The sequence below is a fragment of the Salipiger sp. CCB-MM3 genome (genome assembly GCF_001687105.1).
Classification (GTDB): domain Bacteria; phylum Pseudomonadota; class Alphaproteobacteria; order Rhodobacterales; family Rhodobacteraceae; genus Salipiger.
In genome coordinates this window covers 614,699-629,052 of record NZ_CP014596.1, presented here as the reverse complement: position 1 = coordinate 629,052, position 14,354 = coordinate 614,699, and the positions used below count along the sequence as shown (strand labels likewise).

The window sequence follows — 14,354 nt, the reverse complement described above, 5'->3', positions numbered from 1 at the left end:
AGCCGGGGACGCGGTTTTGCCTGGGCGCAGTTTTACCTGGACGCGGCGCGCCTGAAGCGGGGCGGGCACAGGGGCGGACAAGGGGCTTGCGGGTGCCGCTGCGGCAGAGAGGTTTGCCGCAGCGAACTTACTTTTGCGCTTCGGCCTCGCCGTGCTAGATGAAACCGGAAGACCAATGCCGGAGGAGCAGATGGACGGTAACGGCGACTCCAGCCAGAGCGACGCGGGCCTCTTCGGCAAGCCGCTCTTCGACGATCCGCGCGCGCGACGGCTGTCGCGGGTCGGCGTGGTCGACATCGGGTCGAACTCGGTGCGCCTTGTCGTGTTTGACGGCGCGGCCCGCAGCCCGGCGTATTTCTACAACGAAAAGATCATGTGCGGGCTGGGGGCTGGCATGTCCGAGACCGGGCGGCTCAACCCCGAGGGCAAGACCCGCGCGCTGGCGGCGCTGCAGCGCTTTCAGACGCTGGCGCGCGGCATGGAACTGCCGCCGCTGACCGCCGTGGCCACCGCCGCCATGCGCGACGCCGAGGATGGCCCGGCCTTCCGCGCCGAGATCGAGCAGGCCACCGGCCTCAAGATCTGGGTGATCGACGGCGACGAGGAAGCCCGGCTGTCGGCGCAGGGCGTCCTGCTGGGCTGGCCCGGCGCCGACGGGCTGGTGAGCGACATCGGCGGCTCGTCCATGGAACTGGCCGAAGTGCGCGGCGGCCATATCGGCAAGCGCGCCACATCGGCGCTGGGGCCGTTGAAGTTCAAGGATCTCAAGGGCGGCAAGAAGGCGCGCGAGAAATACATTACCAAAGCCATCGCCGAGCTGGCCGAGCGCATGGGCAGCGCGCCGATGCCGCTGTTTCTGGTGGGCGGCTCCTGGCGGGCCATCGCGCGCATCGACATGGAGCGCCTCGGCTATCCGCTACATGTGCTGCACGAATATCGGATGACCCTCGAGAATGCGCGCGAGACGCTGAAGTTCATCGAAGGCGCAGACCTCGACGCGCTGCGCAGCGCTTGCGGCATTTCTTCTGCGCGCATGAGCCTTGTGCCCTTTGCCGCCGAAGTGCTGGAGGAATTGCTGAAGGTCTTTGAGCCCACCGCCATCGCCATCTCGAGCTATGGCATCCGCGAGGGGCTACTATACGAGCAGATGCCGCAGATGCTGCGCGACCGCGACCCGCTGATCGAAGCCTGCCGCTTTTCCGAGGCCAAGGATGCGCGGCTGCCGGGCTTTGGCAAGAAGCTCTACCGTTTCGTGCTGCCGCTTTTCCCCGAGGCCAGCGAGGCTGAGCTGCGAATCGTGAAGGCGGCCTGCCTGCTGCATGACGTCAGCTGGCGCGCGCATCCCGACTATCGGGCCGAGACCTGTTTCGACAATGCCACCCGTGCCAACCTTGGCGGGCTCGACCACCCCGAGCGGGTGTTCCTTGGCCTTGCGCTGCTGCACCGCTACCGCAACAAGCGCGAGGGCACCCGGTTCGAGGATTTCTATGCGTTGCTCGACAAGGAGCGCACGCAGGCCGCCGAGATCCTCGGCAAGGCTATGCGCTTCGGCTCGATGCTGTGGATGTCGGATGTCACCCGCGAGGACGGGGCGCAGTTCCTCTGGGACCCCGAGGCGCGCGAGCTGCGGCTGCAGTTGACCCGCGACGCGGCGCCGCTTTATGGCGAGGTGGCCGAGGCGCGGCTGAACTCGCTGGCCAAGGCGCTGTCGGCCAAGGCCTTGCTTTTGGAGATCGACGGCGAGGAGCCGCGGGCGCTGATCTGAGCCTCAGCTTTCAGTTCAGAGTTCGACCTCGCCGCCGGGGCCGGGCTCGGGCAGATCGGGGGCGTCTTCGGGCATCGCGTCGGGATCGAGCTTTTCGCGGCGGCGGATCAGGATATCGCCATTGGGCAGCATCTCGGGCGACTCATAGAGCGTCCAGTCCTCGACCTTGTCCGACAGTTCGGCCATGGCCGGCCCCATCTCTTCGACGAAGCTCTGCAGCGCCGGCCCCATGCGTTCGGCGAGCCGCTTGAGATCCTGCACAGTGGGATCGATCTCATCGCGCAGCCCGCGTAGGAACATATCGGCGCCGCGCTCCATCAGGCTGCGCCCCTCCTCCGGGGTTTCATCCTCGATCAGCGGTTCGGTGTCGGGCTGCGCCTCCTGCTGCGCCAGCACGGAAGTTGCGAGAGGCACCAGAGAGGCACCGGCGAGGCTGGCCGCGAGGGCGAGGGGAAACATGCGTCTCATGCCACGCAATATAGGGCGGCGGGCTGAGTCGGGGTAGAGAAAGCCTGTCCCTGCAGCCGGATGGGCCGCTCAGATGGCGAGATCCAGCGTGACCGGGAAGTGATCCGAGGCCGCCAGCAGCGCACTGCAGAGGTCCGGCGCCTGCCAGCAGCGGGCGTCTTCGAACGGGTGCCAGATGCGCCAGCCCTGCGCCACCTCGCGCAGATCCTGCGAGACCATGATGTAGTCGAGCAGCGCCTGCAGGTAGCGCTTTTCCGGCTCGATATAGAAACGCGCGGTGGTCGGCTGGGGCGTGAGCTTGCCGCGCAGCGCCTCGCTGGCGTGTGGATCATAGAGCGCGGTCTCGCCGTCGCCTAGGATCACCTCGACCGAGCTTCGGCCAAAGACATTCTCGTATTCATCGACGCCGGGACCGTCGTTGAGATCGCCAAGAACCACCACGCTCTCGCCGTCCTGCAAGAGCGCGTCGACCCGGCGGCGCAGCCAGATCGCCTGTGCCAGTTGCTTGCGGCGGTTGGCGATGGCGAGGCGTCTGACCTCGGCCGCGCCCTGCGCGCCATGCGGGGCCTTGGATTTCAAATGCGCCCCGAGAAGGCGGAGGCTACGCCCGCCCGCCACGGTCAGTTCGACCTCGAGCGGCGGCTTGGAGAAGATCACCGCCTCTTCCCCGTCGCCGATGCCGAGGTCGATCTGCGCCGTGCCGTCGAAGCGCGGTGCGTCTGCGCTGTGCCCGGGCACATGGCGCGCGGTCAGCACATCCGGGTCATAAAGCAGCGCGATCTCTTGCTGCGTGTCGTTGACGAAGCCCACCAGAACCTCGCGGGCGCGCAGATCGAAGGCTTCGGCGAAACTGTGCAGCGCGCGCCGCGTGTCGCGGCGGATGCCGGTGTCGGGGGCTTCGATGATCATCACCGCGTCGGCATCCATCGCGGTGAACACCATCCCCAGCGCCTCGGCCTGCTGCGCGCGGGTGACATCGCGCCGCCCCGACCAATGGTCGTCGATCAGAAGCTCGCCCCGCTTGCTGAAGAGGTCGTCGAACCACTCCACATTGTAGGTGGCGAGCCGCATCGGATCAGACCTGTTCGCGGGCCGAGATCTCTTCCCAAGCCCGGTTGATGTCGATCAGGCGCTTTTCCGAAAGCTTGATCGCCTCTTCGGGCAGGCCACGGGCGCACATCACATCGGGGTGGCTCTCGCGGACCAGCTTGCGCCATTGCTTGCGAATGTCGGCGATGGGCATGTCGGGGCTGACCCCGAGCACAGTGAAAGGATCGGGAACGGCATCGGGCACAAAGCGCGCCCGCAGCGCCCGGAAGGCATTGTCGGAAATGCCAAAAATCTCGGCCACCCGTTCGAGGAAGGCGTTCTCGGCGGTGTGGTAGTCGCCATCGGCCAGCGCGATGTAGAACAGCCCTTCCATCAGATCCGACAGTTGCTCCGCGTTGCTGTCGAACATGCGGCGGATGCGGCGGGCATATTCCTCAAAGCCCGCGACGTCCTGCCGCGCGAGGTTGAACACACGTGCCGCCGCCGCCTCATCCTCGGGGGCGATGGTAAAGATCTCGCGGAAGGCGGCGACCTCATTGCGCGTGACCTGCCCGTCGGCCTTGGCCATCTTTGCCGACAGCGCGATGACCGCGATGGTGAAGGCGACGCTGCGTTCGGGCGGCTGGCGAAGTTTCTCGAAGACAGCGGTAAGCCCCTCGCCCTTGGCAAGGGCGGCGAGTGCTTCAGAGATGCGCGACCAAATCGACATTTCCGCAGTTTACGCGGCAACGCGGCAACTGTCAGTGCGACAATGAGAAGTCGGCTAAATTTTCTGTCAGAACCGGGTGAGGCCGGGCCTCACCGAAAGCGGTCACAGGAATTTCTGCATCAGCACCAGATCCATCCAGCGTCCGAACTTGAACCCCACTTCCGGCAGCCGGGCGACCTCGCGAAAGCCCAGCGCCGCATGGAAGGCGACGCCCGCGTCATTCTCGCCCGAGACCCCGGCAAACAGCGAATGTACCCCCTGCCCGCGCGCCTCTTCGATCAGGGCGGTCATCAGCGCCCGTCCCACGCCGCGCCCGCGCGCCGCCGGGCCGAGGATCACCGTGTGCTCCTTGGTTTGGGCATAGCCCGGCCCGCCGCGAAACGGAAAGAAGGTGGCAAAGCCCAGCAGCAGCCCGTCTTCCTCGGCCACGAGGAAAGCCGGACCGCGCGCCGCGATGTCGGCCTGCAGGCCCTCGGGCGTTTTGCGCAGGTTGGTAAAGGTAGCGGCGCTGTCGTCGATGATCGGGTTCCAGATCGCCGTGATGGCGGCGGCGTCCTCACTGTTGGCGGCGCGGATGATCATTGCAGCACCCGCGAGCCCGAGACGGTGACGAAACTGCCGCGCAGGGCGGGCTTGGCCTCGACCTCGAACTCGGCCAGCGGCACGTTCAGATGCGGTGCGAGCAGCGCCTGCAACGCGTCCGCCTGCGGATGCGCCACGGTCAGCCGGTCGAGTCGGATGCCCGCCCCCGCAAGCGACACGCCCGGGGGCACCGGGCTGACCCATTCGATCAGCGCCGGGAACATGCCGTCAAAGGGCAGCAGCCCGTCGCGCGGCACCGAGATCTTCCAGCTGAGCGCGCCGCGGGTGACTGCCACAGCCTCCCCTGCCATGGGAAGCACCTTCAGCGCCGCATCCAGATCCGGCACCCGGCACACCCATTTGTCGAGCCGCGCGGGCCCTGTGAACCCATCGAGCCCGAACCAGCGCGGACGCCCGGGATCGGGCGCCGAAGGATCGACGGCGATGGCCTCGAGATATAGGTCGTTTTCCAGCCCGAGCAGGAAGTTATGCGTGCCGAAATCGGGATGCGCCCCGCCCGGCGAAAGCGGCAGTCCCAAGGCGCTTTCGGCATGGCTCACAGCCTCTGCCAGCGTCTCCCCAAGCACCGCCACATGATCAAGCTCGAGCATCGTCCCTCCGCTCCTGTTGCACCCGCACCACGTTAGCCGTGGCGAAGGGGGGTGCAATCGGGAAATGGACACGCGGGCACAAGAAAATGTCGCGCAGCGCTGGCCCGATGCGGCGGCAGCACATAGTCTGCCCGGCAAAGGCGGCGGGCAACGGAACCGGCCGCCACGAGGCAAGGAGCACGCCCATGAAAATCCGCACCCTGACCGTGATGCTGATCGCCACCCTCGGCCTTGCCGCCTGCGGCGTGCCCTTCGTGCCGCTGATCTAAGCCAGCGGCACGAACTGGGGCGTGCGGCTTACTCGGCGGCGCGCGGCGTGCCGATGAGACCGAGGATCTCTTTGGCGGCAGCCGGGATATTGGTGCCCGGCCCAAAGATCGCCTTGACCCCGGCCTTGTAGAGGAACTCGTAATCCTGATGCGGGATCACCCCGCCGCAGATCACGATGATATCCCCTGCGCCCTGCGCCTTCAGCTCCTCGACCAGTTGCGGCGCGAGCGTCTTGTGCCCGGCGGCCTGCGACGAGATGCCGACGATATGCACGTCGTTGTCGATGGCGTCCTGCGCCGCTTCGGCGGGCGTCTGGAACAGCGGGCCGACGTCGACGTCAAAGCCGATGTCGGCAAAGGCGGTGGCGATGACCTTGGCGCCGCGGTCGTGACCGTCCTGGCCCATCTTGACCACCAGCATCCGCGGGCGGCGGCCTTCGGCCTCGGCGAAGCTCTCGACGTCCTTCTGGATCTGGGCAAAGCCCTCGTCGCCTTCATAGGCGGCGCCATAGACACCGGCGAGGGTTTTCACCTCGGCGCGATGGCGCCCGAATTCCTTTTCCATGGCCATGGAAATCTCTCCGACAGAGGCCCGAGCACGGGCGGCTTCGACCGCGGCTTCCAGCAGGTTGCCGCCCTCTTGCGCACGGCGGGTGAGCTCGGCCAACGCCGCGTCACAGGCCGCTTGATCCCGGCTCGACCGCACCTTTTCCAGCCGCGCGATCTGGCTCTCGCGGACTTTGGCGTTGTCGATATCGAGGATGTCGATCGGGTCTTCCTTGTCCTTGCGGTATTTATTGACGCCGACGATCACCTCTTCGCCGCGGTCGATCTGCGCCTGACGGCGCGCCGCAGTCTCTTCGATCCGCAACTTGGGCATGCCCGAGGCAACGGCCTTGGTCATGCCGCCCATCTCCTCGACCTCTTCGATCAGCGCCCATGCCTTCTCGATCAGCTCGTTGGTGAGGCTTTCCACGTAGTAAGACCCCGCCAGCGGGTCGACCACATTGGTCACCCCGGTCTCTTCCTGCAGGATGAGCTGGGTGTTGCGCGCGATCCGGGCCGAGAACTCGGTGGGCAGCGCAATTGCCTCGTCAAGCGCGTTTGTGTGCAGCGACTGGGTGCCACCGAGCACCGCGCTCATCGCCTCATAGGCGGTGCGGATGACGTTGTTGTAGGGGTCCTGCTCCTGCAGGCTCACACCCGAGGTCTGGCAGTGGGTGCGCAGCATCTTCGAGCGGTCGGACTTGGCGCCGAACTCGGTCATGATGCGGTGCCAGAGCGTGCGCGCCGCGCGCAGCTTGGCCGCCTCCATGAAGAAGTTCATGCCGATGGCGAAGAAGAACGACAGCCGCCCGGCGAATTTGTCGACATCCATGCCCGCCTCGATCGCCGCGCGCACGTATTCGCGCCCGTCGGCCAGCGTGTAGGCCAGCTCCTGCACGAGGTTCGCCCCGGCCTCCTGCATGTGGTAGCCGGAGATCGAGATCGAGTTGAATTTCGGCATCTCGTTGGAGGTGTATTCGATAATGTCCGAGATGATCCGCATCGAAGGCTCGGGCGGGTAGATGTAGGTGTTGCGGACCATGAACTCCTTGAGAATGTCGTTCTGGATGGTCCCCGACAGCACCGCGCGATCATGCCCCTGCTCTTCGCCCACGACGATGAAACTGGCGAGGATCGGGATCACCGCGCCGTTCATGGTCATCGATACGGAGATCTTGTCGAGCGGGATACCGTCGAAAAGGATCTTCATGTCCTCGACGCTGTCGATCGCCACGCCCGCCTTGCCGACATCGCCGACGACGCGCTCGTGGTCGCTGTCATAGCCGCGGTGGGTGGCCAGATCGAAGGCCACTGAAACGCCCTGCTGCCCCGCCGCCAGCGCCTTGCGGTAAAAGGCGTTGGAGTCTTCGGCGGTGGAGAACCCGGCGTACTGCCGGATGGTCCACGGACGGCCCGCGTACATCGTCGCCTTCACCCCGCGGGTGAAGGGCCCAAAGCCCGGCAGCGTGCCCATATGCGGCAGATCCGCCGTGTCCTCGGCGGTATAGAGCGGCTGCACGTCGATCCCCTCGAGCGTGTGCCACGTCAGGTCATCGAGCGGGCGCCCCCGCAGTTCCTTCTCCGCGAGCTGGCGCCAGTCGTCCTTCTTGGCCGTCATCCTCTCGTCCTCTCTCCTAGCAGCCTGCAGGCGGGCGGTCCCGACCTGCGCGGCATCCTCCGTTCGTGATCATCCGGCAGCGCCGAGACGCCATTTGGCGCAGGCCGTGCCTAAATTTTTTGTCAGCCCGCGCGGCAAGCCCTGTGCAGCCGCCGGAGCTTTGCCTATATTTTGAAGTATGAACCGACGTATCGCCCTCGCCCTGCTTGGATTTCTAACCCTCGCCGCGGGATTCGGGGCGGCACAGGGCGCCGAGACGCCCAGCATCGACGAGCCGATCCGCCCCGCAGGCGAGTCGACGCTCGACGAGTTTCTCTGGCTCAAGCGCCCGCTTCTGGTCTTTGCCGACAACCCGAGCGATCCGCGATACGTGCAGCAGATCCAGCTGATCACCGAGCGGCTCGATGCGCTGACCGATCGCGACGTCGTGGTGATCACCGATACCGACCCCGCCACGCGCAGCCCGATCCGCCGGGCGATGCGCCCGCGCGGCTTCATGATCATGCTGCTGGCCAAGGACGGTTCGGTCATCCTGCGCAAACCCAGCCCGTGGGATGTGCGCGAGATCACCCGCTCCATCGACAAGCAGCCGCTGCGCCAGCAAGAGGTGCGCGACCGCCGCGACGCGCTGCGGCAGTAGCGGGAGCCGAGGCCCCCGCCTTGGAGCCTTATGCGCGGCGCGCGGACCATGGGCTCATTCGAACTCCATGATCACGTCGTCCACCGCCAGACTGTCGCCCGGCCCGGCGTTGACCTTCTTGACGGTGCCCTTGCGCTCGGCCCGCAGGATGTTCTCCATCTTCATCGCCTCGACGGTGCAGAGCGCCTGACCTTCCTGAACCTCGTCACCTTCGGCCACGTTCACCTTCACGATGAGACCCGGCATCGGGCAGAGCAGCATCTTCGAGGTGTCGGGCGGCAGTTTCTCGGGCATCAGCCGCGCAAGTTCGGCCTGCCGCGGGGTGCGCACATTGACCTTCAGATCGGCGCCGCGGCTGCGGATGTGGAACCCGCCGGGGATCTTGCCGACCTTCAGCACCAGCGGCTTGCCGTCCACCTGCATATGCGCCAGCGCCTGCCCCGGGGTCCATGTGCCGGTGACCCGCAGCGTCGCGCCGTCGGCAAACTCGACCGAGGTGCCGTCCTTGTCGGCGCTCAGCACCAGATCGAAGCTTTCGCCCTGCAGCGTGACGTTCCAGTGATCGCCCACCTTGCGCTCGTGGTTGTCGAGTGTGCCGGAGATACGGGTGCGCCGGATCTCGGCCACCCGGTTCATCGCGGCGCAGGCGGCGGCCACGTCGCGCAGCGCGGGTTCGGCCAGCGTCACCCCTTCGAAACCGTCGGGATATTCCTCGGCGATGAAAGCGGTGGTGATATTGCCCGAGATAAAACGCTCGTGGTCCATGACGGCGGCAAGGAACGGCAGGTTGTGCCCGATGCCCTCGACCTCGAAACTGTCGAGCGCGTTGCGCATGACCTCGATGGCCTGCTCGCGGGTCGGCGCCCATGTGCAGAGCTTGGCGATCATCGGGTCGTAATACATCGAGATCTCGCCGCCCTCGTAGACGCCGGTGTCGTTGCGCACGATGCCGCCATGCAACTCGCCCTCGGCGGGCGGACGGTAGCGGGTGAGGCGCCCAATGGAGGGCAGGAATCCGCGATAGGGATCCTCGGCATAAAGGCGGTTCTCGATCGCCCAGCCGTCGATCTTCACATCGTCCTGGGTGATCGACAGCGGCTCGCCATTGGCGACGCGGATCATCTGCTCGACCAGATCGACGCCGGTGATCAGCTCGGTCACCGGGTGTTCCACCTGCAGGCGGGTGTTCATCTCGAGGAAGTAGAAGTTCTTTTCGCCATCGACGATGAATTCCACCGTACCGGCGCTGGTGTAGCCCACCGCCTTGGCCAGAGCGACCGCCTGCTCGCCCATCGCCTTGCGGGTCTCGGGATCGAGGAAGGGGCTCGGGGCCTCTTCGACGACCTTCTGGTTGCGGCGCTGGATCGAGCATTCACGCTCGTTGAGGTAGATGCCGCCCCCATGCGCGTCGCAGAGCACCTGAATCTCGATGTGGCGCGGCTGGGTGACGAATTTCTCGATAAAGATCCGGTCGTCGCCGAAGGAATTGGCCGCCTCGTTCTTGGACGACTGGAAGCCCTCGCGCGCCTCCTCGTCGGTCCATGCGATGCGCATGCCCTTGCCGCCGCCGCCAGCCGAGGCCTTGATCATCACCGGGTAGCCGATCTCGCCCGAAATCTTCACCGCCTCCTCGGCATCTTCGATCAGCCCCATATAGCCGGGCACAGTCGAGACACCGGCCTCTTGGGCGATCTTCTTCGAGGTGATCTTGTCGCCCATCGCTTCGATCGCGCCCTTGGGCGGGCCGATGAAGGCAACGCCAGCGGCTTCGAGCGCCTCGGCGAACTTGGGGTTTTCCGACAGGAAGCCATAGCCCGGATGCACCGCCTGCGCGCCGGTCTGCTGGATCGCGCCCATGATCTTGTCGATCACGATGTAGGACTGGTTGGCCTGCGGCGGGCCGATGTGCACCGCCTCATCCGCCATTTCCACGTGCAGCGCGTGTTTGTCGGCGTCCGAATAGACCGCCACGGTCTGGATGCCCATCTTGCGCGCGGTCTTGATGACCCGGCAGGCGATCTCACCGCGGTTGGCGATCAGGATCTTGTCGAACATGTCTCTCCCTTTCGTAGCGTTTTTTGGCGCGTTTTTTGGCCGCAGGTCCGGGGCGCGGCTGACAGAGTATCGGGGGTGTTGGCGGGGATGTTGGCTGGCGTCGAAACGGGCGACGGCGCAGCAAAAAGGCCACCGGAGCGAGACGCTCCGGCGGCCTTGGAAATCGTTACTGTCAGCGCGCGGCGAAGCTCGCCGCGCCGCTGCGCGTGATTAGTTGCAGTACTGCGGGGTGACGTCGTCGCAGACCACGCCTGCGGTCGCGCCGACAGCAGCACCGATGGTGCCGTCACCACCCGTGGCGCGGTCGACGAGGTAGCCTGCGCCAGCGCCGATGCCTGCGCGCGGAAGGTCCGAGTTCTCACAGGCTGCGACACCAAAAACCCCGAGGACTGCGACGATGCGAATAACGTTTTGCATGTGGGAAACTCCCTGTGTTCCGTAAGTTGAAGTCGCTCCTCAACGCCACGGAATTGGTAAAGGTTCCATACATCTTTCGCTTTTGTCCCGGCGTGGGCGCCTGCCCGCCGATCCGGGTGCGCGGCGCTGCGCAAGCCTGCCGATCGGCCACTACGTTGACGCAACGACAGGCTGGCGGTCGCGCGCAAATCTGCTCTGCGCTTGGCAAAACCAAACGCCGATGCGCCATGCTCTGAAAGAAAAGAAGCGGGCGTGCGGTCAGGGGATGAGCCGCAGCGCCCGCGAGGGGAAGGGTAACGGTGAGCAACGAGCGCAGCGGAACGCCGCGTCATTGCCCGCAACACCGTCAGGCTGCACGACTCGCCGGCCGTCTCCAAGCGATATCCAAAAGGATATGCCGGACCGGCCTGTTTCCGCGCATCACGCGGAAAGGAAAGCGAGTTCACGCCCATTCGTTCCCCTCTTCGAAGGCTTCGGGGAACGAGGCACGCGCGACCACCGGATCGATGATCAGCATTGCCTCGTAGCTTTCGGGATCGAAAGGATCGTCGTAGGGCAGCACTTCGCGGCCAAAGAGCCAGGACAGCCGCCCGGCATCGAGGTTTCCGCGTTCGAAGGGCTGATCGCCGAAATGCGCCCAGAGCGACGCCATGAACCCAAGGTCCGCGCGCTTGTCGGCCGCCTTGCGGTCACGATAGCGCTCGCGCCGCGTGATCGCGGTGATCCCCTTGGGATTGGCTCGGCGAATGGTGAATTGAAAGTCCGTGCCGGGAAGCCGGCTCGGAAAGCCACGGTGCTTCAGCATACCGGGCCCCCCTTTGTAAGGGCCCGTGGAAGCGGGCGGTGGTAGTCGGCCCTGCGGGGCCGGTAAGGCGGGACGGACCCGAAGGCCCGTCCCGTCGGCAAGTTACTTGTACTTGCCGGTGTAGACGGGCTCCGCGGTAACGGGCTCGGGATCCACGACCACGTACTCTTCTTCCTGCTGGCCGCCGCAAGCGGAAAGGGTGGCAACGAAGCCGAGCATGGCAAGCAGTTGGATGCTCTTGGACATCTTGATCTCCTGTCAGATTCTTCAGGGCGGACAGACCGTATCGGCCCTGCCAACCCTCGTTCCGGTGTTACGATTGCTCGCGTGCAATCATTCCCCAACATAGCGCAAGTTACGAAAAAGAAATACGTAACTCGCTTCGAGAGCAAAAATTCTCCCGCCGGACCCGTAAAATAAGAGGAAAATGAGCGGATTTCCGCGCGTGCAGGGGTCATGATCAGAAGGCCTCCCATGCGCAAATCCCGCCTTTTGGGCTATAGGCTTCGAAATATTGGGGTATTCCCGGTGCGGGATCACCAAATGCGACCGGTTCGGCCATAAGCGAGATCACGATCAGCGCAGGCAGCTTGTCGCGACCGCCAAGCCGCGGTAGCGCGAAACTGTCGCACAAATGCTGCATGTCAGGTGACACAGCGGCAAAGTCCATCGGCATGTCACCCCCGATACGGGGCGCAAGAAAGCGAAAACGCTCGGTCGAAGAGGCGCTGTCCCAAAGCGAGTCGTAGAAGGTGACGGGCATGCCAGAGGGCACTGCCACGGCGCTCTCCTCTTGCGCCGTGGTCTGGCCCGGCGCGATGGCCGTAGCCAACGCCAGAATGCCAAATCCGATCACCCTCGTCACAAGGATCTCCCCGTTCCTCATCTCGTGCAGCGGTCCGCTACGACGCTCAGGCCGCCCAGTTTACCCAGCGCGCCCGGTTGGCGCGGTCTTCCAGAACTTCGGCGATCCGAGCCTCGACCGCATTGCGCGGCAGCGCCCCGGCGACCTCTCCTCCGGCCTCGACGCTCACCCCGCCCGCGCAGGGGCGCACCCGCACCACGGGTGCGAAGCCGCGCAGATCACGCAGCGCCCGCCACATGTCCTGCCGGACCTGATGCGCCAGCCGCTCGAGCCGTCCAACGGGCGGCAGCAGCGTCTCGACCTTCAGGTCGAACCGCGCCGGGCTGCGCCGGGCGAGGGTCAGTGCCTCGCCCTCGCGTTCCATATGCCATCCCTTCACGCGCATCGGTCTCTCCGGTTCAGAGCGGAATGTTGTCGTGCTTCTTCCACGGATTGCTGAGCTGCTTGTTTCTCAGCATCGCGAAAGCCCGGCTGACCCGGCGGCGGGTGGAGCGCGGCTGGATCACCTCGTCGATGAAGCCCCGCTCGGCCGCCACGAAGGGATTGGCAAAGCGATCCTCATAGTCGGCTGTGTGCTTGGCGATCTTCTCGGCATCGCCAAGGTCGGCGCGGTGGATGATTTCGGTCGCGCCCTTGGCGCCCATCACCGCGATCTCGGCGGTGGGCCATGCGTAGTTCACGTCGCCGCGCAGGTGTTTGGAGCTCATCACGTCATAGGCCCCGCCATAGGCCTTGCGGGTGATCACCGTGACCTTGGGCACCGTCGCCTCGCCAAAGGCAAAGAGCAGCTTGGCACCATGCTTGATCACGCCGCCGTATTCCTGAGAGGTGCCCGGCAGGAAGCCCGGCACGTCGACGAAGGTCAGCAGCGGGATCTCGAAACAGTCGCAGAAACGCACGAAGCGCGCGGCTTTCTTCGAGCTGTCGATGTCGAGGCAGCCTGCCAGCACCATCGGCTGGTTCGCCACCACGCCCACCGTCTGGCCTTCGAGGCGGATGAAGCCGGTGATGATGTTCTTCGCGTGCTCTTCCTGAATCTCGTAGAAATCCCCCTCATCCGCGACTTTGGTGATCAGCTCTTTCATGTCGTAGGGCTGGTTCGCGTTTTCGGGAATGATCGTGTCGAGCGAGCTTTCCACCCGCTCCACCTCGTCGAAGAAGGGCCGTACCGGCGGCTTCTCGCGGTTGTTGAGCGGTAGGAAATCGACAAGGCGGCGCACTTCGGCCAGCGCCTCGACATCATTCTCGAAAGCGCCATCGGCGACCGAGGATTTGCGGGTGTGAGTGGTCGCACCGCCGAGTTCCTCTGCGGTCACCACCTCATTGGTCACCGTCTTCACCACATCGGGGCCGGTGACGAACATATAGGAGGTGTCTTTCACCATGAAGATGAAGTCGGTCATCGCGGGCGAGTAGACCGCGCCGCCCGCGCAGGGCCCCATGATGACGGAGATCTGCGGGATCACACCAGACGCCATGATGTTGCGCTGGAAGATCTCGGCATAGCCCGCGAGGCTGTCGACGCCTTCCTGAATGCGCGCGCCGCCGGAATCGTTGAGGCCGATCACCGGCGCGCCGTTCTGCATGGCCATATCCATGATCTTGCAGATCTTCATGGCATGGGTGGCCGAGACCGACCCGCCAAGCACGGTGAAGTCCTGACTGAACACATAGACCATTCGCCCATTGATCGTGCCCCAGCCGGTGATCACCCCGTCGCCGCTGGGACGGTTCTTTTCCATGCCGAAATCGGTGCAGCGATGCGCGACAAACATGTCGTATTCTTCGAAACTGCCCTCGTCGAGCAGCAGCTCGATGCGTTCGCGCGCGGTCAGCTTGCCCTTGGCATGCTGCGTGTCGATCCGCTTCTGGCCACCGCCAAGACGTGCGTCGGCGCGGCGCGCCTCCAGCTCGTGAAGAATGTCTTTCATGTCCAATCCTCTCCGTTTGCCCG

General features: G+C 65.2%; 16 protein-coding genes. 3 read left to right on the top strand and 13 right to left on the bottom strand.

Going from position 1 to position 14,354, the window contains the following annotated elements:
• Window positions 1–190: 190 nt before the first annotated feature.
• Window positions 191–1,765: a Ppx/GppA family phosphatase gene (locus AYJ57_RS16750; RefSeq protein WP_066110422.1), complete on the top strand. Its 1,575-nt coding sequence runs from the start codon at window positions 191–193 to the stop codon at window positions 1,763–1,765.
• Window positions 1,766–1,780: 15 nt separating this feature from the next.
• Here AYJ57_RS16750 and AYJ57_RS16745 read toward each other — a convergent pair whose 3' ends face one another.
• The 5 genes from AYJ57_RS16745 to AYJ57_RS16725 form a co-directional block, all read right to left on the bottom strand.
• A complete protein-coding gene (locus AYJ57_RS16745) occupies window positions 1,781–2,224 on the bottom strand; it encodes a hypothetical protein (protein ID WP_237220261.1) in 444 nt (147 codons plus the stop codon).
• A gap of 78 nt (window positions 2,225–2,302) precedes the next feature.
• Complete coding sequence (locus AYJ57_RS16740) at window positions 2,303–3,304, bottom strand: endonuclease/exonuclease/phosphatase family protein (protein ID WP_066108568.1); 1,002 nt, start codon at window positions 3,302–3,304, stop codon at window positions 2,303–2,305.
• 4 nt (window positions 3,305–3,308) lie between these two features.
• A complete protein-coding gene (locus AYJ57_RS16735) occupies window positions 3,309–3,992 on the bottom strand; it encodes a molecular chaperone DjiA (protein WP_066108566.1) in 684 nt (227 codons plus the stop codon).
• A gap of 102 nt (window positions 3,993–4,094) precedes the next feature.
• A complete protein-coding gene (locus AYJ57_RS16730) occupies window positions 4,095–4,574 on the bottom strand; it encodes a GNAT family N-acetyltransferase (protein ID WP_066108563.1) in 480 nt (159 codons plus the stop codon).
• Window positions 4,571–5,185, bottom strand: a complete 615-nt coding sequence (locus AYJ57_RS16725; RefSeq protein WP_066108560.1) for a VOC family protein — start codon at window positions 5,183–5,185, stop codon at window positions 4,571–4,573. Before AYJ57_RS16725 ends, AYJ57_RS16730 begins: the two co-directional genes overlap by 4 nt.
• Window positions 5,186–5,271: 86 nt before the next feature.
• Between AYJ57_RS16725 and AYJ57_RS25935 the strand changes: the two genes are divergently transcribed.
• Complete coding sequence (locus AYJ57_RS25935; RefSeq protein WP_157374219.1) at window positions 5,272–5,454, top strand: hypothetical protein; 183 nt, start codon at window positions 5,272–5,274, stop codon at window positions 5,452–5,454.
• 28 nt (window positions 5,455–5,482) lie between these two features.
• Here AYJ57_RS25935 and scpA read toward each other — a convergent pair whose 3' ends face one another.
• The gene (gene scpA, locus AYJ57_RS16720) at window positions 5,483–7,618 is read right to left on the bottom strand and encodes a methylmalonyl-CoA mutase (protein WP_066108557.1); all 2,136 of its coding nucleotides are present in this window, start codon (window positions 7,616–7,618) and stop codon (window positions 5,483–5,485) included.
• Window positions 7,619–7,796: 178 nt separating this feature from the next.
• Here scpA and AYJ57_RS16715 point away from each other — a divergent pair, with 178 nt between their 5' ends.
• Window positions 7,797–8,258: a DUF4174 domain-containing protein gene (locus tag AYJ57_RS16715; protein ID WP_066108554.1), complete on the top strand. Its 462-nt coding sequence runs from the start codon at window positions 7,797–7,799 to the stop codon at window positions 8,256–8,258.
• 54 nt (window positions 8,259–8,312) lie between these two features.
• Here the strand turns inward: AYJ57_RS16715 and AYJ57_RS16710 are convergent, their stop codons facing one another.
• The 7 genes from AYJ57_RS16710 to AYJ57_RS16685 all read right to left on the bottom strand — a co-directional run bounded on the left by AYJ57_RS16710 (window position 8,313) and on the right by AYJ57_RS16685 (window position 14,331).
• The gene (locus tag AYJ57_RS16710; RefSeq protein ID WP_066108551.1) at window positions 8,313–10,313 is read right to left on the bottom strand and encodes an acetyl-CoA carboxylase biotin carboxylase subunit; all 2,001 of its coding nucleotides are present in this window, start codon (window positions 10,311–10,313) and stop codon (window positions 8,313–8,315) included.
• A 210-nt stretch (window positions 10,314–10,523) separates the two neighbouring features.
• On the bottom strand, window positions 10,524–10,730 hold the full coding sequence (locus AYJ57_RS16705) for a hypothetical protein (protein WP_066108546.1): 207 nt from the start codon (window positions 10,728–10,730) through the stop codon (window positions 10,524–10,526).
• Window positions 10,731–11,172: 442 nt separating this feature from the next.
• The gene (locus AYJ57_RS16700) at window positions 11,173–11,535 is read right to left on the bottom strand and encodes a hypothetical protein (protein ID WP_066108543.1); all 363 of its coding nucleotides are present in this window, start codon (window positions 11,533–11,535) and stop codon (window positions 11,173–11,175) included.
• Window positions 11,536–11,637: 102 nt separating this feature from the next.
• The gene (locus tag AYJ57_RS26230; RefSeq protein ID WP_176806568.1) at window positions 11,638–11,781 is read right to left on the bottom strand and encodes a hypothetical protein; all 144 of its coding nucleotides are present in this window, start codon (window positions 11,779–11,781) and stop codon (window positions 11,638–11,640) included.
• Window positions 11,782–11,995: 214 nt separating this feature from the next.
• Entirely contained in the window at window positions 11,996–12,400 is a 405-nt protein-coding gene (locus tag AYJ57_RS16695; RefSeq protein WP_237220260.1) for a DUF6497 family protein, read from the bottom strand.
• A 46-nt stretch (window positions 12,401–12,446) separates the two neighbouring features.
• On the bottom strand, window positions 12,447–12,785 hold the full coding sequence (locus tag AYJ57_RS16690) for a hypothetical protein (RefSeq protein ID WP_066108540.1): 339 nt from the start codon (window positions 12,783–12,785) through the stop codon (window positions 12,447–12,449).
• Between the two features lie 13 nt (window positions 12,786–12,798).
• Complete coding sequence (locus tag AYJ57_RS16685; RefSeq protein WP_066108537.1) at window positions 12,799–14,331, bottom strand: acyl-CoA carboxylase subunit beta; 1,533 nt, start codon at window positions 14,329–14,331, stop codon at window positions 12,799–12,801.
• Between the last annotated feature and the right edge of the window lie 23 nt (window positions 14,332–14,354).